The organism is Williamsia sp. Leaf354, assembly GCF_001424365.1.
GTDB lineage: Bacteria > Actinomycetota > Actinomycetes > Mycobacteriales > Mycobacteriaceae > Williamsia_A.
Map to the genome: position 1 here is coordinate 109,995 of NZ_LMPL01000001.1, position 21,469 is coordinate 131,463.

Consider the following 21,469-nt stretch of genomic DNA (forward strand, 5'->3'; position numbering starts at 1 on the left):
GGGGCCGAGATTACCCGCCCGATTCGACACCGCGAGCGCGGTCGACAAGCGTTGAGCACATGACCGACACCGACACCGAGGTCACCACGCCCATCGCCCGGGGTCTGGTGATCCTCTTCGCGATCACCGCCGGTGTGACCGTCTCGGCGATCTACTGCCTGCAACCGCTGCTGGAGGAGATCCGCAGCGACTTCGACATCAGCTCGTCCACCACCAGCTTGGTGGTCACCGCGCCGCAGCTCGGCTACGCCGCGGGCCTGCTGCTGCTGGTGCCGCTCGGCGACCGCCTCGACCGACGCGTGTTCGCCCCGCTTCTGCTGGTCGCGTCGGCGATCGCACTGCTGGTGTCGGGGGTGGCGCCGAGTTTCCCGATGCTGCTGGTCGCGTCGCTGGCGGTCGGCGTCTTCGCGGCCACCGCACAGGTCGTGGTGCCGTGGTCGTCGTCGTTGGCCGCGCCCCACGAGCGGGGTCGGGTGGTCGGCACCGTGATGAGCGGATTGCTGATCGGCATCCTGCTGGCGCGTGTGGTCAGTGGACTCATCGCCGGCCTGGGTGGGTGGCGGCTCGTGCTGTTCGTGACCAGTGCGCTGATGCTGGCGCTCGCGATCGTGGTGTTCACCTCGACGCCGCCGGACGGTCCGCGATCGACACAGCCCTACGGTCGGCTACTGCTCTCGGTCGCGACGATGGTCCGCGACGAGGCCGTGCTCCGGCACCGGATGCTGCTGGGGTTCCTCACGATGTTCGGGTTCAGCGCCATGTGGACCTCGGTTGCGTTCCTGCTCGCCGGGACCCGCGGCGAGGACTACCACTTCAGCGAGACCGCGATCGGGTTGTTCGGCCTCGCCGGGGTGGCCGGCGCGGCCGGCGCTCCCCTGGTGGGTCGCCTCGCCGATCGTGGGCGGTCGCGCCTGGCCACGACCTCGGCGTGGTTGATCATCATCATCGGCTGGTTCGCGCTCGGCTGGTCGGGGGAATCGTTGGTCGCGTTGATCATCGGGCTGCTCGTCTTCGATCTCGGTGTGCAGGCGTCACAGCTGTCGAACCAGACCGCGATCTACGCACTCGCACCCGAGGCGCGCAGTCGTGTGACGACGGCCTACATGGTCACCTACTTCCTGGGTGCGGTCGCGGGATCGGTGTGCTCGGGTGTCGCCTACGGGGCCGCCGGATGGCTCGCCGTCTGCGGGATCGGTCTGGCCGCCGCCGTGGTCGGACTCGCACTGTGGGGTGCGTTCGACCGACTCGAACGCCGGGCCGCCACTAGCGTGTGAGCGTGCAGACCTTCGACGACATCGTCATCGGCGCCGGCCACAACGGGCTCACCACCGCCGCGTACCTGGCCCGCGCCGGACGCCGGGTACTGGTACTGGAGGGCTCCGATCACGTTGGTGGCGCGTCGATCTCGGCGGAGGTGTTCCCCGGTGTCGACGCGCGGCTGTCGCGGTACTCGTACCTGGTGTCGCTGATGCCGCGGTCGATCATCACCGACCTCGACCTCGATGTGCGTCTGGTCCGTCGACGCTTCTCCTCCTACACGCCCGTACCCCGACGGCCCGAGACCGGACTGCTTGTCGACAACGGCGACACCGATGCCACGCGGCAGTCCTTCGCCGCCGTCACCGGGTCGGACGCCGATCACGCTGCGTGGCAACGGTTCTACGATCGCATGGGGCGCTTGGCGCACCGCGTGTTCCCGACGGTCACCGAGCCGCTGCGCTCGGCGTCGGAGATACGGGCACTCGTGGACGACGACGAGCTGTGGTCGGCGCTGGTGGAGCGGCCGATCGGCGAGCTGATCGAGGCGACGTTCACCGACGACACCGTGCGCGGGGTGATCGCGACCGACGCGCTCATCGGCACGTTCGCCGACCTCCACGACACCTCGCTGCGGCAGAACATCTGCCTGCTCTACCACCTGATCGGTGGCGGCACGGGCGACTGGGACGTCCCGATCGGCGGGATGGGTGCGGTCAGCGGGGCGCTGGCACGCGCAGCTGTCGCTGCCGGCGCGGACATCCGCACCGGTGTGCGCGTCGAGGCGGTCGACTCCGACAGTGGCGTGGTGTCGTGGGCCGGCGGCGAGGCGCGCGGCGCGATGGTGCACGCGGGATGCGCACCGAGCGTGCTGAACTCGATGCTGGACCATCCGGTCGACACCGAACCGGCACCGCGGGGGGCGCAGCTGAAGATCAACCTGCTGCTGACCCGCCTCCCCCGGTTGCGTGACTCGACGGTCGATCCCGCCGCCGCGTTCTCGGGGACCTTCCACATCAACGAGACCTTCACCCAGATCCAGTCGGCCTTCGCCGACGCCGCGGCCGGTCGGATCCCGCGGGTGCCGCCGTGTGAGATCTACTGCCACACACTGTCCGATCGCAGCATCCTCGGGCCGGGGCTCGACGACATGCACACCCTGACCCTGTTCGGTCTGCACATGTCGCCCGAGCTCTTCGTCCCACCGGGGTCGCTGGACCGCGCCGTCGAGGCCACGTTGGCGTCGCTCGATTCCGTTCTCGCCGAGCCGATCCGCGACGTCATCGCCCTCGATACGAACGGTGTCCCGTGCATCGAGGCGAGGTCGCCGCTCGACCTGCAGGAGTCGGTCGGGCTGCCCGGCGGCAACATCTTCCACCGGTCGCTGCAGTGGCCGTGGGCCGAGACCGACGCCGAGATCGGCACGTGGGGTGTCGAGACCCGCCACCCGCGGCTGACGATCTGCGGCGCCGGCGCACGACGCGGTGGCGGCGTCAGCGGCATCCCCGGCCACAATGCCGCGCGATACGCGCTCGAACGGTAGCCGGGGTCAGGTGCCGCAGAAGGTCTGGAACCCCGCACCGAAGTCGTCGGGCGCCGGTTGCGCGTAGGCACCCAGGGCCGGGTCGGCGTCGAACGGTCGGGTGATCACGCTCAGCAACATCTCGAACTTCTCGAGGTCGCCGTCGGTGGCCGCACGCAATGCGATGTCCACAAGATGGTTTCGCGGGATGTAGATCGGGTTGACGCGATCCATCGCCGCGGCGGTGGCCTCCTCGGACTCGGGGAGCGCAGCGCGCCATCGGGCGAGCCACGGCGCGATGGCGTCGCGCGGGATCAGGTCGTCGAGGGGGCGGGAGTTGCCGCGCAGCTCGTCGGCGAGAGCCCGAAACGTTCCGGTGAAGTCGGGGCGATGCTCACGCATCACGGTCTGGAGGTCGTCGATCAGGCCCGAATCGGGCTCGGCGAGGCCGATTTTTGCCGCGAAGTGGCGGGCGAGGTGCGCGTCGTGGCGGTCGAGGAAGGTCCCGAGCACCCCGGTGAGTGCCGCGATCGCCGCGTCGGTGTCGGGTGTCTCGGGGTCGGTGCTGAGCTGGCCCGCGACCAATGGGATGAGCGACTCGGCGAAGCGCGCGAGGTTCCATCCGATGACCGGGGGTTGGTTGGTGTAGGCGTAGCGACCCTGGACATCGATCGAGCTGAACACGGTCGCCGGGTCGTAGGCGTCCATGAACGCGCACGGTCCGTAGTCGATGGTCTCGCCGGAGATGGTCGTGTTGTCGGTGTTGAGCACGCCGTGGATGAAGCCGACCGCCATCCACTGCGCCACCAGTGCGGCCTGCTTCTCGACGACGGCCTCGAAGAACCGCAGGTAGCGGTCGTCGGCACCGACGAGGTCGGGGTGGTGGCGTGCGATCGCGTAATCGGCCAACGGCTGCAGGGGGTCGCCCTGCCGGAGCGCGAACTCGAAGCTGCCGACCCGTATGTGGCTCGACGCGACGCGGGCCAGCACCGCCCCCGGCTCGGGGGTGTCGCGCATGATCGTCTGCCCGGTCGCGGTGACCGCCAATGCGCGGGTGGTCGGGATGCCGAGCGCGTGCATGGCCTCGGAGATGAGGTACTCGCGCAGCATCGGGCCAATCGCGGCGCGGCCGTCGCCACCGCGGGCGAAACGGGTCCGGCCGGAGCCCTTGAGGTGCAGATCCCGGCGCACGCCGTCGGCGTCGACGAGTTCGCCGAGCAGCATCGCGCGGCCGTCACCGAGGAGCGGTTGATAACCCCCGAACTGGTGTCCGGAGTAGGCCATCGCGATGGTGGTCGCGCCCGCGGGCGGTGTCGATCCCGACAGGATCTGCGCGGCCTCGGCGGTGTGCAGCGTGTCGGGGTCGAGGCCGAGTTCCTCGGCGAGGTCGGTGTTGACCACCAGTACACGCGGGTCGGGTGCGTGCTCGCCGACGAAGGGCACGAACATGCCCTCGAGATCGCGGGCGAAGGTGTTCTCGAGGGTGAACAGGGTCGACGTGGCGGCCGATGACGTCATACGACCAGGCTAACCACGGTGCCGACGGGTGGGAGGCTCAGAAGCCGCCGGCGACCGCCACCACGGTGCGTCCGGTGCGTCCGCCGTCGGAGATCTCGGCCAGCACCTGGTCGACCTCGGACACCGGGACCTCGACGGTCAGGTCGTCGAGGTGGCGGATGCGCAGGTCACCGGCAAGACGCGCCCACGTCTCCCGGCGCTCGGCGATCGGCAGCTCGACGGAGTCGATGCCCAGCAGGGCGACGCCTCGGAGGATGAAGGGCATCACGGTGGTGGGCAACGACACCCCGCCGGTGAGGCCGCTGGCCGCGACGGCGCCGCCGTATCGCACGGTCGACAGCACCCAGGCCAGTGTCTTGCCGCCGACGCAGTCGACCGCGCCGGCCCAGCGTGCCTTGTCGAGCGGACGGATCTTGGCCTCGGGGTCCTCCGGGACGCGACCGATGACCTCCGACGCGCCGAGCGCGGTGAGGAGGTCGTGCTTGTCGGTCTTGCCCGTGGACGCGACGACCTCGAAACCTGCACCGGCCAGCAGATCGACGGCAACCGAACCGACACCGCCGGTCGCGCCCGTCACGAGGATCGGACCGTGATCGGGGGTGATCCCATGTCGCAGGATGGCGGCGACACTCAATGCCGCGGTGAATCCTGCGGTACCGATGGTCGCGGCCTGGCGCGGGGTCAGACCGTCACCGAGGGCGACGACCTGCTCGGCGGGAACCCGCGTGCGCTCGGCGTAGCCACCGTGGCGCGACACCCCGGTCTGGTAGCCGTGCACGACGACCGGATCGCCGACGGCGAAGTCGGGGCTCGCCGACTCCCGCACCGTGCCGGCGAGATCGATACCGGGAACGATCGGGTAGTTGCGGACCACACCCGCGCCGGGCGTGATCGCCAGTGCGTCCTTGTAGTTCACCGACGAGTACGCGACGTCGATGGTGACGTCGCCCTCGGGGAGGAACGACTCGTCGACGGTCTCGGTGGTGAGGGAGACCGTGCCGTCGGATTCGCGGGCCACGCGGGCCGAGAAGGTGCTCATGTCGCAACCCTAACCACACCCCGACCGCGCACTTGCTCGCATCGATCGATGAGAGAGGGCCGTCGCGCCTGCCCGGCGATGTCGTGTGCCGACCGTAGACTCGCCTCCCGTGATCATCGTGAGTACCGACGGGTCGTGTCTGAAGAATCCCGGTGGACCGATCGGCTGGGCCTGGGTCGACCACACCGGTCCCACAGCCAGCGGCGGGGCGCCGTCGGGCACGAATCAGACCGCCGAACTGCACGCGATCCTCGAGGCCATCACCGCGCATCCCGGTCCGGAACCGCTGATGGTGGAATCGGATTCGCAGTACGGCATCAAATGCTCGTCGGAGTGGCTCCCCGGCTGGAAGCGCAAGGGATGGCGGACCGCCTCGGGCTCGCCGGTGCGCAACCTCGACCTCGTGCAGGCCATCGACGCCGCGATCACCGGCCGTACCGGGCCGGTGCGCTTCCGCTGGGTGCGCGGCCACATGGGCAACGAGTTCAACGAGATGGCCGATCAACTCGCCGGTGTCGCCGCGCGCGAGGCGCAGACCAGCGGCCGTGCGTCGGCCAATCACCGTCCCGCCGAGATCGCCGAACCGGTGACCCTGTTCTGACTGTGACCGAAAAATGCCGCTGAGCGGACCGGCATGCCGCATAGGGCGATGCCGATCCGCTCAGAGATAGATCTCAGTCGTCTGGCGAGGGAGACGGCGGGTGTCAGTGACTCCCGGCGAGGCGCTTGTTGACCAGACGCGTGAGGTACACCGGCGAGAAGCGCGAGCCGGCGGCCATCAGGCGGGTCTGGGTCCCGACGTTGTAGTGGACCTGGTGGATCAGCTTGCTGAACAGGTTGGGCTCGGCCGCGGCGACGATGCGGTCGGCGACGTCCTGGGGCCCGAGCTTGATGCCCAGGGAATCGGTGGTGCCGGTCTTGATGTTGGCGGTCATCGCCGTCTGCACGTAGAGCGGCCAGATGGCGACGACGCGGATGCCGTAGCTCGACCACTCGATGTCGAGGGCCTCGGTGATCGCGCGGACGAAGTGCTTGGTCGCGCTGTAGTTGGCCAGCTCGGCCTGACCGTAGATCGCCGACGCGGACGCGAGGTTGATCGCGACCGACCGCTTCGTGGCCTTGAGGTACGGGAACGCCGCGTGCAGACCGTTCACCACGCCCTTGGTGTTGATGTCGATCTCCTTGTGCAGCGTCGAGACCTTGAGCTGCTCGAACCGACCGGCGATGAGGATGCCCGCGTTGTTGAGCATCACGTCGAGCTTGCCGCCGGTCTTCGAGGTGAACTCGGCGAGCCGCTCGGCGAACTCCTCTGCGTCGGTGACGTCGAGGTGACCGATGACGGGGGTCGCGCCCAGGTCCTCGATCTCGTCGGACAGGGTCTTGAGCCCCGCCTCGTCGATGTCGTACGCACCGACGATGTAGCCCTTACGGGCGAAGGACAGGGCCGTCTTACGACCGATGCCGGCAGCAGCGCCGGTGATGAACACGCTTTTCGGGGCCATGAGAGCTTTCTAGCAGGTGATCGATCCCACAGAGAACGAGGTTCCGTTATCGGAATGGCGTTACGGTTTCGTCCATGCCCGATCTGGACCGACGACGCCGTCGTACCGTCACCGCCGTCTGCACCGCCGCGCGCACGCTGTTCGAGGAACGCGGTTACCAGGCGGCCACGATCACCGAGATCGCGGCCGCGGCCGATGTCGCCGTCAGCTCCATCTACGCGAACTTCCCCGGCGGCAAGCAGGACATCTACCTCGCGCTCGCCGATCAGGCGGTCGCGGCGAACGAGTACATCCTCGACGAGGCCGTCGCCGCCTCGACGCTGGCCGAGCGGGCGGGCGCGGTGTTCGACGCCTACGTGCGGTTCCACCGGGACGACGATCAGCTGGCGTTCCGGCTGATCGCCCTGACCGACGCCCTGGAACCCGACGCGAAGTTCGACGAGGCGCGGTCGGTGATCCGGCGACGTATCGCAGCCATGCTCGTCCGCGCGGTGGGCGAACATGACGACCTCGATCGCACCATCGCGAGCTGGGCCGCGATCAACGGTCTGTTCTCGGCCCGCACGCAGGGGTTCATCGACGACGACACCCTCGACCGGACCCTGGCGACCACCCGGGCCTGGGCCGTCGCGCGCTGACCCGTTCGCCGCGGCCCGGCCACGTAGCGTTCCACGCATGCAGCCGTCGTCGTGGTTCACCGCCTTCCGGCCCTACGCCGTCACCATCGGCGCCGCACCGGGCCCATGGACCCCCGACGATCCCGAGAGCGCGCTGCTGACCCGGACCGACGCGGCGAGCAGGCGATTGCGTCGACTGACCCGGATCGAGTCGGCCCAGTCTCCCCCGCGTGTGGTCGTCTCCCTGTTCGACGCGCGGTCGGTGATGGGCCAGGTGGTCGTGCACGACACCGAACCGCCCACCGACACCGACCGGATCGAGTGGGACCTCATCGAGCAGGCACCCGTCGAATTCGGTTCCGGGCCCTGCCCCCTCGACGTGACACGCGGCGAGATCGACTCCGACGTCGCCATCGATCAGATCCTGTCCGGCGTCGCCCCGGGACGGCACATGGTCCGCGTGCTCTGCATGGGATTGCATCCCGACTCCTACCTCACCCAGATCCGCATCGACATCTGGCCGATCGACGGCCACGCCGAGCACGAGGTCCTCCTGCGCGGGCCCGCGAGATACAGCCCACCGGAGGCACGCGCGGGACGCGAACGGGACGTCGCCCCGCTGTGGCCCCGGCTGCAGACGGCGCTGCGCGACGCCGGCGTGACCAGCAGTCCCGTCTTCGACCTGCAGCCCGCGGCGCAGGCCCCCCTGGTCAACACCGGACACCCCTCCCTGGAGCCCGACCCACCGCGCGCACTCGACGACCTCATCTGGGGCTCCGACTGGTTCGCGATCGTCCACGCGGTGCCATCCGGCCGTCTCGACGGACTGATACCCGGGTACGACGTCCTGAGTCTCGACCAGGCGCTGGCGACGCGGGCGATGATGATCGAGGCCTGGGACATCGGCGAGGCCGGCCCGTACGGCAATGTCGCCGGAAGTCCTGCGTACACGTTCATCCCCGAGTACCTGCCCATCGCCGAGCAGGACGGTTACCTGCTGGTCATGGACCTTCGGCCGGGAGCGCTCGCGCGCATGATCCGGCGGTTCGAGAAGGTCGACGCCGACGACGACACCACCTGGTGGTTGAGCGTCGGGGACCTGCTCCTCGACCTCACCGTCGCGATCGAGACCGGCACCGCCTTCGACGGGTGGCTCCCCGGCACGCAGGACGGCCGTCTGGTGTGGACCCTGACAACCTGAGCCGGACCCGGGCCGCAGGCGCGAGGGCAGTCATCACAGGTCGGGGCCTCACACCGACGCAGTAGGCTGTCGACCGATGTCTACCACCGATCTGCCCATCGAAACCCGTCGACTCGTGGGCTGGAGTCGCACCACACCGATCGACGGCCAGGTGCTGTCGACCCCGGATGTCGAGGTCATCGCCGACGCCGTCGCGCGGGTCGCCGACAGCAACGCCGACAAGCCCTCCTACCTGCGTCGTGGCGTCATCGCCCGCGGCCTGGGCCGCTCGTACAACGAGTCGGCGCAGAACGTCGGCGGCCTCACCATCGACATGACCCGCCTCAAGCGGATCCACTCGATCAGCGACGAGTCCGCCATCGCCGACGTCGACGCCGGCGTCGATCTCGACACCCTCATGAAGGTGGCGCTCCCCTACGGTCTGTGGGTCCCGGTGCTGCCGGGTACACGCCAGGTCACCATCGGCGGGGCCATCGCCCACGACATCCACGGCAAGAACCACCACAGCGCGGGCAGCTTCGGCAACCACGTCACCGAGATCACGCTGCTCGTGGCCGACGGGCGCGTCCTCACCATCACACCCGACGGCACCAGCGACGACCCCGACGCCTCGATCTTCTGGGCGACCGTGGGCGGCATCGGTCTGACCGGACTCATCCTGCGGGCGAAGATCGCGATGACGCGCACCGAGACGGCGTACTTCATCGCCGACGGCGCGACCACGAACTCCCTCGATGAGACGATCGCGCTGCACGCCGACGGGTTCGAGGAGGGCTACGACTACAGCTCGGGATGGTTCGACGCGATCAGCAAGCCGCCGAAGCTGGGCCGCGGATCGTTCTCCCGCGGATCGCTCGCACGGCTCGACCAGCTGCCCGACGACCTGGCCCGTAACCCGTTGGCGTTCACCGGCAAGACGCTCATCAAGTTCCCCGACATCTTCCCCAACGGTCTGGCGAACAAGCTCGACTTCGCGATCGTCGGCGAGGCGTACTACCGCATGGGCGGCAACTACACGGGCAAGATCCAGAACCTGACGAAGTTCTATCACCCGCTGGATCTGTTCGGTGACTGGAACCGCGCCTACGGCTCGAAAGGCTTTCTGCAGTATCAGTTCATCGTCCCGGTGGAGGCGGTCGAGGAGTTCAAGCAGATCATCGTCGACATCCAGGCCTCGGGACATGTGAGCTTCCTCAACGTGTTCAAGCTCTTCGGCGAGGGCAACCGCGCGCCGCTGAGTTTCCCGATGGAGGGGTGGAACATCTGCGTCGACTTCCCCATCAAGAAGGGCCTGCACGAGTTCGTCACCGAGCTCGACCGGCGGGTGTTGTCGATGGGTGGCCGCCTGTACTCGGCCAAGGACTCCCGCACCACCGCGGAGACGTTCCACGCGATGTACCCGCGGATCGACGAGTGGATCGCCACACGTAGGCGGATCGACCCGCACGGCGTCTTCGTCTCCGACATGGCCCGGCGCCTCGAACTCGCCTGAGCCACCACCCCGTACCCGTACGTCACAACGAAGGAACTCTCCATGATCAACGCCGTCGGCGTGCCGAAGACCCTGCTGCTGTTCGGTGGCAGTTCCGAGATCGGACTGGCGATCTGCGCCGAGTACCTGAAGAAGGGGCCGATGCGCGTGATCCTCGCGACGGTGCCCGGTGACCCGGCCGGCGACGCGGCGATCGAGACGATGACCGCCGCCGGCGCCACGTCGGTCGAGCGCATCGACTTCGACGCACTCAAGCCCGACACGCACCCCGAGGTGGTCGAGAAGGCCTTCGCCGGTGGCGATGTCGACGTCGCGATCGTCGCGTTCGGTGTCCAGGGGGTCGACGAGGAGGTCTGGCAGGACCAGCGCAAGGCCGTCTTCACCGCCGACATCAACTACACCGCGGCGGTGTCGGTGGGTGTCCTGCTCGGAGAGCGCCTGCGCGCGCAGGGGCACGGCCAGATCATCGCCATGAGCTCGGTCGCCGGTGAGCGCGTCCGCCGCAGCAACTTCGTCTACGGCTCCACCAAGGCCGGGCTCGACGGATTCTTCCTCGGACTCGGGGAGGCGTTGCGCGAGTTCAACGTCCGGGTGTTGGTCATCCGACCCGGCATGGTGCGCACACGTCTCTCGGCGCACGTCAAGGAAGCCCCGATGACGGTGAACAAGGAGGATGTCGGCCGCCTCGCGGTGCGCGCCGCCGACAAGGGCAAGGAGATCGTGTGGGCGCCGCCGCCGTTCCGCTACGTGATGATCGTGCTGCGCCACATCCCGCGCCCGATCTTCCGCAAACTCCCCATCTGATCCCGACGTGAGCGCCGCAACCACCGACGCGCCGAGGGCCGAGTCGCCCCACCCGTCGTCCTCGCCCGCCGAGCCGCGCGGCGTGCGCCGGTACGGCATCGACACGGCGACGATCGTCGCGGCCGCCGTGGTCGCGGCGGTGGTCGGTGCGATCGGGCTGTTCGCCATCGGTCGTGTGCAGTGGCCGGCCTTCAACTCCTCGAACGTCACCGGTGCGCTCACCACCGTCGGGCAGTGCGTGTCGATCGCGGTCCTGCTCGTCGCGGTGGTCGCGTCCCGGATGGGCGCACTCACCCGGTGGGTGAAACCTCTGAGCTGGGTGGGCATCTCGGCATTCGCGACGGTCACCCTCGCGATGCCGCTGGGTGCCACGAAGCTCTACCTGTTCGGCATCTCGGTCGACCAGCAGTTCCGCACGGAATACCTCACGCGCCTCGCCGACACCCACGGCCTGGCTGACATGACGTACATCGACCTCGCGCCGTACTACCCGGCGGGATGGTTCTGGCTAGGTGGTCGGTACGCGAACCTCGTCGATCAGCCCGCGTGGGAGGCGTTCAAGCCGTGGGCGATCCTGTCGATCGCGGTGGCCGCCGCGGTGGCGATGGCGCTGTGGACCCGCATGGTCCGCACCGACCGCGCGATCGCGATCACCCTCGCCACCACTGCCGTCACCATCATGTACGCGGGCCCGGAACCCTATGCGGCCGTGCTGATCCTCGTCGGCGCCCCGATGATGATCACGGCGTTCCACGCCCTGCGGTCCGGTCGCCGCGCCGCCCTGCTCGCCGGTGGGATCTTCATCGGCATCAGCGCCACCTTCTACACACTGTTCACCGGGTTGTACGCGCTGGCGGCGGTACTGATGGCCCTCTACCTCGCCGTCGAGGCCATCCGCGCGACGACGAACACGGCGACCGACCCCGGTGCCGTGCGGCGGCAGCGCCTGCGGGTACTCGGCGTCCACGCGGGCCGCCTGATCGGCATGGGCGTGGTGTCGGGGCTGATCGCGTTGATCGTGTGGGCGCCGTATCTGCTCGCACGGCTGCGCAACTCGCCGGCCAGCGGCGGCACCGCCGAGCACTACCTGCCCTCGGGCGGGGCGCAGCTCCCCACACCCATGCTGCACCTGACGCTGGTCGGCGTGCTGTGCATGATCGGCCTGCTGTGGTTGCTGCTGCGCAACCGTCAGCGCACGGTGTCGCTCGCACTCGGGATCGTCGTGATCGCGATCTACCTGTTCTGCCTTCTGTCGATGGCGCTGACGGCCATGGGGACCACGCTGCTGTCGTTCCGCCTCGAACCGTTGCTCGCGGTGATCCTCTCGGCCGCCGGGGTCCTCGGCATCGCCGAGATCGCGCAGGCGGCCGTGCGACGATTCGGCGACATCCGCTTCCTCGTGGTGGTCGCGGCGGTCGTTGCCGCGGTGGGTGTCTCGCAGAACATCCCCGATCACCTCAGCTCGGAGATCACGACCGCCTACACCGACACCGACGGCAACGGTGACCGCGCCGACAAGCGCCCGCCCGGAGCGCAGTCCTACTTCCCGCAGATCGACACCCTCATCCGCCAACAGACCGGACGTCCGCGGGACCAGACGATCGTCCTCACCGCCGACTACGGGTTCCTGTCGATCTACCCCTACTACGGCTTCCAGGGACTGACCTCGCACTACGCGAACCCCCTGGCCGAGTTCGACAAACGCGCCGCCGCGATCGAGCGGTGGGCGACCCTGCAGACCCCGGACGAGTTGATCCGCGCCCTCGACATCTCACCCTGGCGCGCGCCGCAGGTGTTCCTGTTCCGCTACAGCGCCGACGGATATGCTCTGCGACTGGCCACCGACGTCTACCCGAACGACCCCAACGTGCGGCGCTACACGGTCGCCTTCGGTTCGGCCCTGTTCGACGATCCCCGGTTCACCGTGACCGAGGTGGGACCCTTCGTCCTGGTGGTGCGCAGATGAGTCACTTCACGATCACGACCGTCGAGAACGAGCGTGGGGGCAGCGCGCATCTCATCCACACCGAGCACGTCAACTGGGTTCTGCTGCGCGACGATTCGGGTGTCACCCTCATCGACGGCGGCTACCCCAAACAGGTCGACGACGTGATCGCCTCGGTACGTGAGATCGGTGCTCAGCCCGGCGACATCCGCGCCGCACTCGTCACCCATGCCCACGTCGACCACATCGGCGGCCTCAGTCGTCTCGCGAACCGCTACGCGTTCCCGGTCCACCTCGATCCGGTCGAGGTGTCCCACGCACGCCGCGAACACCTGCAGCAGGCGACGCCGAAGTCGCTGGCGAAGCTCGCCTACAGGCCACGCGTGCTGCGGTGGATGGCCGAGATCGTCGCCCTCGGCGGCCTCGACACCACCGGCATCCCCAACGCCGAACCCTTCACCCTCTCCGCTGACGGATCGCTGGACCTGCCGGGACGCCCGGTGCCGTGGTCGGCGCACGGCCACACCGACGGCCACAGCGCCTACCTCGTGGCCGGTGGCCGCGTGCTGGTGTCGGGTGACGCGTTGGTGACCGGACACGGCATCACCGCCCATGTCGGGCCGCAGTGCATCCACCCGGTGTTCCACCACGACGAGGCCGCGAACCGGGAGACCCTGCGCGCGTTGGCCGAGCGGGAACGGCTGTCGGGTACGGCAGTCGAGTTCCTCTTCCCCGGCCACGGCGAGGTCCACCGCGGGTCGGTGGCCGACGCGGTCGCCGCGGCCCTGCGGGGCTGACGGCTCAGCTCGTGCGGTGACCTCGGCCGGCCGCGAGGTTGTCGGCCAACACCCCGGTGTCGCCGAACAACTCGGCCCGCCACTCCTCGAGCAGGTACTCGGTGGGGTTGTCGTCGGGATGGAAGCCGCGACGGGTGTAGGTGCGGAGCTCGTCGAGCACCTCGCGTCCCAGCCACGGATTGTCGCGCAGCGCAGCAAGACTCGCGAACAACCGTCGCGGGTTGTAGGTGGCGCGGTCACGTGCCATCGACACCATCGTCCAGGCGATGGTGTTCAGGACGAACACCACGTGGACCACTCGCATGGTGGCGATGCGCATCCGCTCGGTCCCGCCGACGTACCGGTAGACGTCGAACGCGACGGCCTTGTGTTCGACCTCCTCGTAGGCGTGCCACATCAGCAACGCCCGCACCTGTTCCGACGAGATGAGTGCGCGCGCCCGCGGCTCGGTGAGCAACAGCGACGCCAACGTCGCGGTGTAGTGCTCGAGTGCCGCGGTGATCGCCAGGGACAACCGGTGGGGCAACCGCCGGAACATCCGCGCCAGCGCTCGTTTGGTGTGCTTGTCACACGCCATCGTCGGGTACCCCATGGCGCCGAGTCGCTCGTTGATCTCGCGGTGCTCGCGACCGTGGGTGACCTCCTGGCCGATGAACCCGGCGATCTGCCTGCTGAGCACGGGATCGGTGACCTGGTCGCGGTAGTGCTTCACCGACCGGACGAAGAAGTCCTCGCCCTCGGGGAACACCGCCGAGAGCATCGACACGATGTGGCTCATCACGAGGTCGCCGGCGACGTAGTGCCGCTCGAGGGATCCCTCGGGGTAGGAGAACCTGATCCTGCGCGCCCGGATGTCGGTCGCCATGGGAAACCTCCGCTGTCGGTGCCGGGCGCGGTGACCACCGATAGGTGTGTCTACCGTCACACGTATCCGTCGAGTGTCCTCCCGCGCCGGGCGCGGTGTCAACGCCTGTTGTGATCAGGCACAGCTCGGCGACTGCTCGGACAGCACACCGCGCACCGACAGCGGCCCCTCGAGCCGATACGTCCCCGGCTGCGGGGCCCGCACGGTGATCCAGCCCTGCTCGGTCTGATCGATGCACGCGCTCACCGTCGGATCGTCGACATCGCGCGCGACCAGATAGCGATTCGGTCGGATCTGGATGGGATGCGTTCCCGTGTCCGGGATCTCGACCACCATCTGCGCCGGGGTCTCGGTCACCAGCGACAGCGGCGGGGCCACCACCGATCCGGGATTCGCCACCCGGTAGAGCGTCCACTCGTCGTTCCCCCACTCGCGCGTGAGGTACGGCAATCCGGCATTCACCAGTGCCGCTTCGGATCTCGCCTGCCGCAGCGGCTCGTCGGAGACGGCGACCCACGACACCGCGTTCTCGTTGAGCCACCGTCGGTACGACAGCGGGGTGAGCGCGTCCTTGTCGTAGAAGATCGGGTTGAACCGCGAATCGGACTGGTTCTCCCACCCGCGCGCCAGCTTCACCAGCGACCCCAGTTCGTGCGATCCGGCGTGGGTGCCCGCGTCGATCAGCTCCACGCGGTGGTTAACCAGGCCGGGTCCGCGTAGCAGCGCCAGCCGCAGTGGCTCGTAGTTCTTCTCGGTGTCACCGGCGTTCGCGACCGCCACCTGATCGGCCACCGCGACGAAGCCCGCGTAGCTGACCGCGGGTACCAGGGTGACCAGCAGGATCGGCAGCGCGCGGCGCGAGAACCACAGGATGAGACAGGGGACCACGAGACAGAAGAAGCGACTCAGGTTCGACCCGATGCCGTTGGGGATGGCGAACACCACGATCGCGGTGACCATGGCCAGCGGCGCGATCCAGCGTTGCGGCGCCTCGGTGATCGCGTACCCCGCGCCCAGACCGATGAGGATCGTCCACACCAACGTCGTCCACGGGAAACCCTGGGCCCCAGGCGCTCCGAAGAGTGCGAAGGGCACCACCACACCGAGACCCGACCCGATCAGCACACTCCAGACCGTCCGGGACCGATGGCCGCCGCCGAGCAGGAACGGCACGGTGGCCAACCCCACGAACGCGGGCGCCAACGGACTGGCGAGACCCGAGACGAGCAGCACCACCGCGGCGAGGGTGGTCGCGCCGCGCTGCAGCATGAGCACGGCGAACAGGGCGAAGGCGGCCCCGACGGAGAACGCCACGCGCCCCGACATCATGTTGAGCACCGCGGCGGCGACGATGGCCCACGTCAGCATCGTCGGGTGCACCGCCCGACTGCCCGAGCCGATTCCCACCGTCGCGTGCGCCAGGGGGTGGGCCATCACCGCGATCACCAGGGTGGCGATCGCGAGCAGGGCCAGCGAGCCGGTGAGCGCCGACAACGCAGGCACGAGTAGGGAGTAGCTGCCCGGCGACACCCCGCCGTACCAGCCGAACCAGTAACCGAGACCGACGCCCGACCGTGCGGCCTCCTCGCGCGCGATCGCGGCCTGCAGGTCTCCGAGGGTCGGGCTGAGCGCCCAGAGGGTGACCGTCGCGATCAGGGCCACCGCCAGCGGGAGTGCCATCGGCCAGCTCCATTGCCGGCCGGTCACCCCGGTGGTCATCGAATCGGTCTCATTCGGCCGCGGTCAGCGTGTCACCGACGGCCGGTTCGCCGATACGCCCGGCCTGGTCCTGATAGCGCCGACGGACGCGCGATCGCCACGCCGCCCTGATGCCGAACACGACGGCGGCGCCGACGGCGAGGGTGGCCAGACCGGCGAGGACGTCGAGGATGAAGTGATTGCCCGATCCCATCACCACGAAGAAGGTGGTGAACGGGTACACGAGGCCGAGGATGCGCACCCACATACGACGCGCGAGGAAGAACAACGACAGCCCACACCAGGCGGCCCACGCGCAGTGCAACGACGGCATGGCGGCGAACTGGTTGGAGATGGCGTCACTACCCGGCGTACCCGACTCCGGCCACCACCCCCACGACGACGTCTGGCTCATGATGTCGACGAAACCCTGCTGGCTCAGCAGCCGCGGCGGGGCCGTGGGGAACCAGTAGAAGCCGATCAACGCGAGCACCGTGGTGACGATGAGGATCGCGCTGACCGCGCGGTAGTGCGTGCTGCGGCGGAAGAAGAGCCACACGAGAACAGCGGGGGTGACGATGAAGTGCAACGTCGCGTACTGCAGGGCGACGATGTCGGCCACGATCGGGGTGTGGTGCACCCACTCGTTGAGCGGACGCTCGAGGGCGATGTGGAAACGGTCCTCGAAGGACAGGATCGACTCGGCGTTGCGGAATGCGGTGTCGGCGACCTCGCCGACACTGTTGCGAATCAGCGAGTAGACGCCGTAGAGGGCCCCGATGAGGGCGATCTCGACCCACCAACGGGGCCGGGCGAAGTACGCCGCGACGGCCGACAGCACGTGGAAACGGCTGCGGACCAGATCGGATTCGATCGCCTCGAGGCCGGCGTCGTGGCCTGCCGGCACCCCGGTGACCTCGCGATCGTCGGCCGGTCCCCCGGTTCCGGGCGACTGGCGGGCGATGTCAGCGGTCGACATGACGAGCCTCCCGCATCGGACCTCCACATCACCGTCGACGTGGGTGTGAGTCGCCCCCGACGGTCGCTTCGCACCGTCGCGCACTCCGGAGGCGCAACAGCATTGCGAGGAATACTAACGGAGGACACTCGGCATCCCGTCCCCCACTTTTGCCCGAACGGCAGTTGAACAGGACAACTGCGACCGGATCTCATACCGAAGGATGGGCCGTCACGCTGGTCATCGCCACAGTGTCGAGCGTGCGCGATGTGATCGAGATCACTGCGTGTCGAGCAGCTCCGCGACCCGTCGGAGCGCGTATCCGTAGCCCGAGACCCCGCATCCCGCGATCACCGCCGAGGCGATGGGCGAGACGTAGGAATGGTGTCGGAAGTCCTCGCGGGCGGCGACGTTGCTGATGTGGACCTCGACGATCGGCACCTCGGGGATCACCAGCGCGTCACGCAGGGCCACCGAGGTGTGGGTCCACCCTCCGGGGTTGATGACGATCGCGTCGACCGTCCCGCGCGCGGCGTGGATCCAGTCGAGCATCTCGCCCTCGTGGTTGGTCTGCCGGGCGGCGAGGGTGAGACCGAGCTCGTCGGCCGTGCGCTGTGCGAGCTCGACGACGTCGGCGAGGGTCGCCGGGCCGTAGACCTCGGGCTGGCGGGTGCCGAGCATGTTGAGGTTCGGGCCGTTGAGGAGCAGGACCGTCCGGCTGCGCTGGGACATGGACGTCACTGTAGGACGCCTGACCTCCTGCGCGCCGGTCGCCGCGCCACGCGGTTACGATCAGCAGCTGTGCCCGAAAACCCCCGGCCCGCGACGTCGCCCACCGAGCAGACCCGGAGCGTGACGGGCCGCCGATCCGGCCGGGACCGTGTGCGTGTCGCCCGCATCGTCGCCGTCGTCGCGGGACTGATCGGGTTCGTGCTCGCGATCGCCACACCGCTGCTGCCCGTCACGCAGACGACCGCGGAGATCGACTGGCCGCAGGTCTCGGCGAACCAGCAACTGCGGTCGGTGACCGCGCCGCTGATCAGTTACGTACCCATCGACATCGAGGTGTCGGTCCCGTGCTCGGCGGTCACCCGTCTCGATCGCCCCGGGCAGTCGGTGCTGCTGTCGACCACACCGAAGGACGCCGAGAAGGCCGTCGAGCGTGGCCTCTTCATCCGCGTCTCGGGAACGACCACCGATCCTGCCGATCAACGGTCGGTCGAGGTCGTGGTCCGCAACGTGCCGTTGGTCAGCGCCTCGCTGGCGCAGATCCGGGCCCAGAACTGCCGCAGCATCGACGTCACCGCCACCTCCGACGCGGTCACCGCACGGTTCGTCGGCATGACCGACTCCGACGGCGCGCCCCTGCAGGGCGAGACCTCCGACGGTGACCAGCGTCCGCAGCTGACGGGCATCTTCACCGACCTCACCGACACCGCCGGCGCGGTACCGGGCCTGCGCGCCCACGCGACCATCGACTCGCGCTACTCCACCGCCTCGACCGCCATCAAGTGGACGGCGATCGTCATCGGCGTCGTCGCGACCATCGTCGCGCTCATCGCGCTGGCCGTCCTCGACGGCACCGACGGCCGCAGGCACCGCCGCATCCTGCCCGCGCGGTGGTGGCGGTTCAATCCCCGCGACGGTGTCGTGATCGGCGGGCTGCTCGTCTGGCACATGGTGGGCGCCAACACCTCCGACGACGGCTATCTGCTGACGATGTCGCGCGTGGCCGAACACGCGCACTACACCGCCAACTACTACCGCTGGTACGGCGCACCCGAGGCGCCGTTCGGCTGGTACTACCAGGTGTTCGGATGGCTCGCCCACATCAGCACCGCGAGCCCGCTGGTCCGGCTCCCCGCGCTGCTGTGCGGGATCGCGGTGTGGCTCATCATCTCCCACGAGATCCTGCCCCGGCTCGGTCGCGCCGCCACCACCAGCCGCATCGTGCCCTGGACCGCGGCGTTCGTGTTCATGGCGTCGTGGTTCCCGTTCAACAACGGTCTGCGCCCCGAGCCGATCATCTGTCTCGGCGCACTGCTCACCTGGTGTTCGGTGGAACGGGCCATCGCCACCGGGCGCACCCTGCCCGCGGCCGTGGCGTGCACCGTCGGCGCGTTCAGCCTCGCCGCCGGCCCCACCGGACTGATGGCCGTCGCGGCGCTGATCGCCGGCGGACGACCCATGATCATGTCGATCATCAAACGCACCAAGGTGATCCAGGAGACCACCGGTGGTCGCCGCTGGGTCACCTACCTGGCGATGATCGCGCCCGTGCTCACCGCGGGGACGTTCGTGATCTTCGTGGTGTTCTCCAATCTCACGCTGACGGCGTTCCTGCAGGCGTCGAAGATGAAGACCGCACTCGGCCCGTCGCTGCACTGGTACAACGAGATCAACCGCTACTCGGCACTGTTCGAGTTCTCCGCGAACGGCTCGGTAGGTCGCCGGTTCGCGGTCCTGGTGATGCTGGTCGGACTCGTGGTCTCCGGCGCGATGCTGTTCCGCAAGAACCGGATCCCCGGCACCGCGATGGGCCCGACCCGACGCATCGTCGGCATCACCTTCGCCTCGCTGGTGTTCCTCATGTTCACGCCGACCAAGTGGACCCACCACTTCGGTGTGTTCGCCGGTCTCGCCGCAGCGCTGGCCGCCATCGCCGCGATCTCGGTGACGGCGACCGCGATGCACTCGCGCCGCAACCGCACCCTGGTGACCGCGCTGGTGCTGTTCGTGACCGGCCTGGCCTTCACCGGACCGAACGCCTACTTCTACATCTCCAACTACGGGATGCCCTACGGCTCGCAGCCGGTGCGGTTGATCGTGGCGCTGGGCAGCATCCTGCTCTACCTGAGCATCGCGACGCTGGCGCTGGCGGGCTGGTTCCACCTCCGCGACCCGCACCGCCCCGCACCCGACCCCACCGCCGATACGACCACCACCGCCTCCCGGACGCGGCGTGCGCGGATCGTGGCCGCGCCGCTGCCGGTGGCCCGCCGTTTCGCGGCCGCCCCGCTGGCGATCATCGCCGGGCTGCTCGTGGTGTTCGAGGTGTCGACCGCCGTCGTGTCCGGGGTGAACCAGAGCGGGTCGTTCTCGGTGCCGTCGTCGAATCTCGACGCGCTGACCGGTTCGCCGTGCGCGATGGCCGAGAAGGTCCTCGTCGAGCCCGACCCGAACGCCGGCCTGCTGCAACCGATCGACACGTCGTCGTCGGATCCGCTGGCCGGACCGCGGCCGGAGGGTTCATCGGACAGCAGTGCCGCCACCAGCAACTTCACCCCCAACGGTCTGCCGATGATGCTCGACTCGACGGCCAGCGAGGGATCGCTGGGCGTGCTCAGCACCAATGTCGCGGCGTCGCCGGACGTGCTGACGAACAACACCGGCGGCACCGGCGGTGGCGAGAACGACAAGCCCGGCGTCAACGGGTCGACGGCCAAGCTGCCGTTCGGCCTCGACCCCGACCGCACCCCGGTGCTCGGCAGCTACTCCGCCGCCGATCAGGTCCCCGCACGTCTCACGTCGTCCTGGTACCGCCTGCCCGCGAAGTCGGCGGACACCCCGCTGATCGCCATGGCGGCGGCCGGGAACTTCGACATCTCCGACCTCAAGCTGGAATACAGCACCGGCAGCGGCAGCCGCGACAGCGACTACACCTCGGCCGGCGAGGTCGATCTCATCGATCCCGGACCGAGCCCGTCGTGGCGCAACCTGCGCACCTACCGCAGCTCGTTCCCCGCCGACGCGACCGCGGTGCGCATCGTGGCCACCGACGACAACCTGGCGTCGGACCGCTTCATCGTGGTCAGCCCGCCCCGGGCGCCCCGGCTGCAGACGCTGCAGTCGCTCGTCGGCGACCGCGACCCGGTCCAGATCGACTGGACCTCGGGTCTGGCGTTCCCGTGCCAGCGACCGTTCGACCACAGCGACGGCGTCGCCGAGGTGCCCAAGTGGCGCATCATGCCCGGCGCCGACCTCGCCGCGGCCGTCTCGGCGTGGCAGGACTCGTTCGGCGGCGGTCCGCTCGGCTGGATCGAGGTGTCGCTCGACTCCACGACGGTGCCCAGCTACCTCCAGGACGACATCGGCCGGGACTGGGGATCGCTCGAACGCTACGAGCCCTACAACGACACCGTGGGCCCGGCGCAGCTCGAACTCGGCACCCGGACCCGCTCCGGATTGTGGAGTCCCGCCCCGATCCGCTACTGACCACCGGGCTTGCCGCCCACTCGCCGTCGATGTGCACAG

At 69.0% G+C, this 21,469-nt stretch carries 17 protein-coding genes; 10 read left to right on the forward strand and 7 right to left on the reverse strand.

Going from position 1 to position 21,469, the window contains the following annotated elements; translation table 11 throughout:
• The first annotated feature begins 59 nt into the window (after nt 1-59).
• Together ASG12_RS00515 and ASG12_RS00520 are read left to right on the forward strand one after the other, a co-directional pair.
• Nucleotides 60-1,274: an MFS transporter gene (locus ASG12_RS00515; protein ID WP_055784086.1), complete on the forward strand. Its 1,215-nt coding sequence runs from the start codon at nt 60-62 to the stop codon at nt 1,272-1,274.
• Between the two features lie 2 nt (nt 1,275-1,276).
• On the forward strand, nt 1,277-2,800 hold the full coding sequence (locus tag ASG12_RS00520; protein WP_055784088.1) for a phytoene desaturase family protein: 1,524 nt from the start codon (nt 1,277-1,279) through the stop codon (nt 2,798-2,800).
• 6 nt (nt 2,801-2,806) lie between these two features.
• On the opposite strand, the gene ASG12_RS00525 is transcribed toward ASG12_RS00520, so the two are convergent.
• Nucleotides 2,807-4,297: a protein adenylyltransferase SelO gene (locus ASG12_RS00525; RefSeq protein WP_055784090.1), complete on the reverse strand. Its 1,491-nt coding sequence runs from the start codon at nt 4,295-4,297 to the stop codon at nt 2,807-2,809.
• 37 nt (nt 4,298-4,334) lie between these two features.
• Nucleotides 4,335-5,336, reverse strand: a complete 1,002-nt coding sequence (locus ASG12_RS00530) for an oxidoreductase (RefSeq protein WP_055784092.1) — start codon at nt 5,334-5,336, stop codon at nt 4,335-4,337.
• Nucleotides 5,337-5,445: 109 nt separating this feature from the next.
• On the opposite strand from ASG12_RS00530, the gene ASG12_RS00535 reads away from it, so the two are divergent.
• The gene (locus ASG12_RS00535) at nt 5,446-5,937 is read left to right on the forward strand and encodes a ribonuclease H family protein (protein ID WP_055784095.1); all 492 of its coding nucleotides are present in this window, start codon (nt 5,446-5,448) and stop codon (nt 5,935-5,937) included.
• 103 nt (nt 5,938-6,040) lie between these two features.
• Here ASG12_RS00535 and ASG12_RS00540 read toward each other — a convergent pair whose 3' ends face one another.
• Nucleotides 6,041-6,838 carry an SDR family oxidoreductase gene (locus ASG12_RS00540; RefSeq protein ID WP_055784097.1) on the reverse strand — a complete coding sequence of 266 codons (798 nt, stop codon included), beginning with the start codon at nt 6,836-6,838 and terminating at the stop codon, nt 6,041-6,043.
• Between the two features lie 74 nt (nt 6,839-6,912).
• Between ASG12_RS00540 and ASG12_RS00545 the strand changes: the two genes are divergently transcribed.
• From ASG12_RS00545 to ASG12_RS00570, 6 genes are all read left to right on the forward strand, one after another.
• On the forward strand, nt 6,913-7,476 hold the full coding sequence (locus ASG12_RS00545; protein WP_055784099.1) for a TetR/AcrR family transcriptional regulator: 564 nt from the start codon (nt 6,913-6,915) through the stop codon (nt 7,474-7,476).
• Nucleotides 7,477-7,513: 37 nt separating this feature from the next.
• On the forward strand, nt 7,514-8,656 hold the full coding sequence (locus tag ASG12_RS22020; protein WP_235455673.1) for a hypothetical protein: 1,143 nt from the start codon (nt 7,514-7,516) through the stop codon (nt 8,654-8,656).
• Nucleotides 8,657-8,732: 76 nt separating this feature from the next.
• Nucleotides 8,733-10,148, forward strand: coding sequence for an FAD-binding oxidoreductase (locus tag ASG12_RS00555; protein WP_055784102.1), 1,416 nt, complete (start codon nt 8,733-8,735; stop codon nt 10,146-10,148).
• 42 nt (nt 10,149-10,190) lie between these two features.
• Nucleotides 10,191-10,952, forward strand: a complete 762-nt coding sequence (locus ASG12_RS00560) for a decaprenylphospho-beta-D-erythro-pentofuranosid-2-ulose 2-reductase (protein ID WP_045821186.1) — start codon at nt 10,191-10,193, stop codon at nt 10,950-10,952.
• A 7-nt stretch (nt 10,953-10,959) separates the two neighbouring features.
• Nucleotides 10,960-12,918, forward strand: coding sequence for a galactan 5-O-arabinofuranosyltransferase (locus tag ASG12_RS00565; RefSeq protein ID WP_055784104.1), 1,959 nt, complete (start codon nt 10,960-10,962; stop codon nt 12,916-12,918).
• Nucleotides 12,915-13,694, forward strand: coding sequence for an MBL fold metallo-hydrolase (locus tag ASG12_RS00570; RefSeq protein WP_055784106.1), 780 nt, complete (start codon nt 12,915-12,917; stop codon nt 13,692-13,694). The genes ASG12_RS00565 and ASG12_RS00570 overlap by 4 nt, the downstream gene beginning before the upstream one ends.
• Before the next feature lie 4 nt (nt 13,695-13,698).
• Here ASG12_RS00570 and ASG12_RS00575 read toward each other — a convergent pair whose 3' ends face one another.
• The 4 genes from ASG12_RS00575 to aroQ all read right to left on the reverse strand — a co-directional run bounded on the left by ASG12_RS00575 (nt 13,699) and on the right by aroQ (nt 17,947).
• Nucleotides 13,699-14,559: a metal-dependent hydrolase gene (locus tag ASG12_RS00575; RefSeq protein ID WP_055784108.1), complete on the reverse strand. Its 861-nt coding sequence runs from the start codon at nt 14,557-14,559 to the stop codon at nt 13,699-13,701.
• A gap of 114 nt (nt 14,560-14,673) precedes the next feature.
• The gene (locus ASG12_RS00580) at nt 14,674-16,239 is read right to left on the reverse strand and encodes a hypothetical protein (RefSeq protein ID WP_235455681.1); all 1,566 of its coding nucleotides are present in this window, start codon (nt 16,237-16,239) and stop codon (nt 14,674-14,676) included.
• Between the two features lie 49 nt (nt 16,240-16,288).
• On the reverse strand, nt 16,289-17,236 hold the full coding sequence (locus ASG12_RS00585) for a phosphatase PAP2 family protein (protein WP_082501516.1): 948 nt from the start codon (nt 17,234-17,236) through the stop codon (nt 16,289-16,291).
• Nucleotides 17,237-17,494: 258 nt separating this feature from the next.
• Nucleotides 17,495-17,947 (reverse strand): type II 3-dehydroquinate dehydratase, encoded by a 453-nt coding sequence (gene aroQ / locus ASG12_RS00590; protein ID WP_055784111.1) that lies wholly within the window; start codon nt 17,945-17,947, stop codon nt 17,495-17,497.
• Between the two features lie 120 nt (nt 17,948-18,067).
• Between aroQ and ASG12_RS00595 the strand changes: the two genes are divergently transcribed.
• Entirely contained in the window at nt 18,068-21,430 is a 3,363-nt protein-coding gene (locus ASG12_RS00595; RefSeq protein WP_235456203.1) for an arabinosyltransferase domain-containing protein, read from the forward strand.
• Nucleotides 21,431-21,469 lie beyond the last annotated feature (39 nt).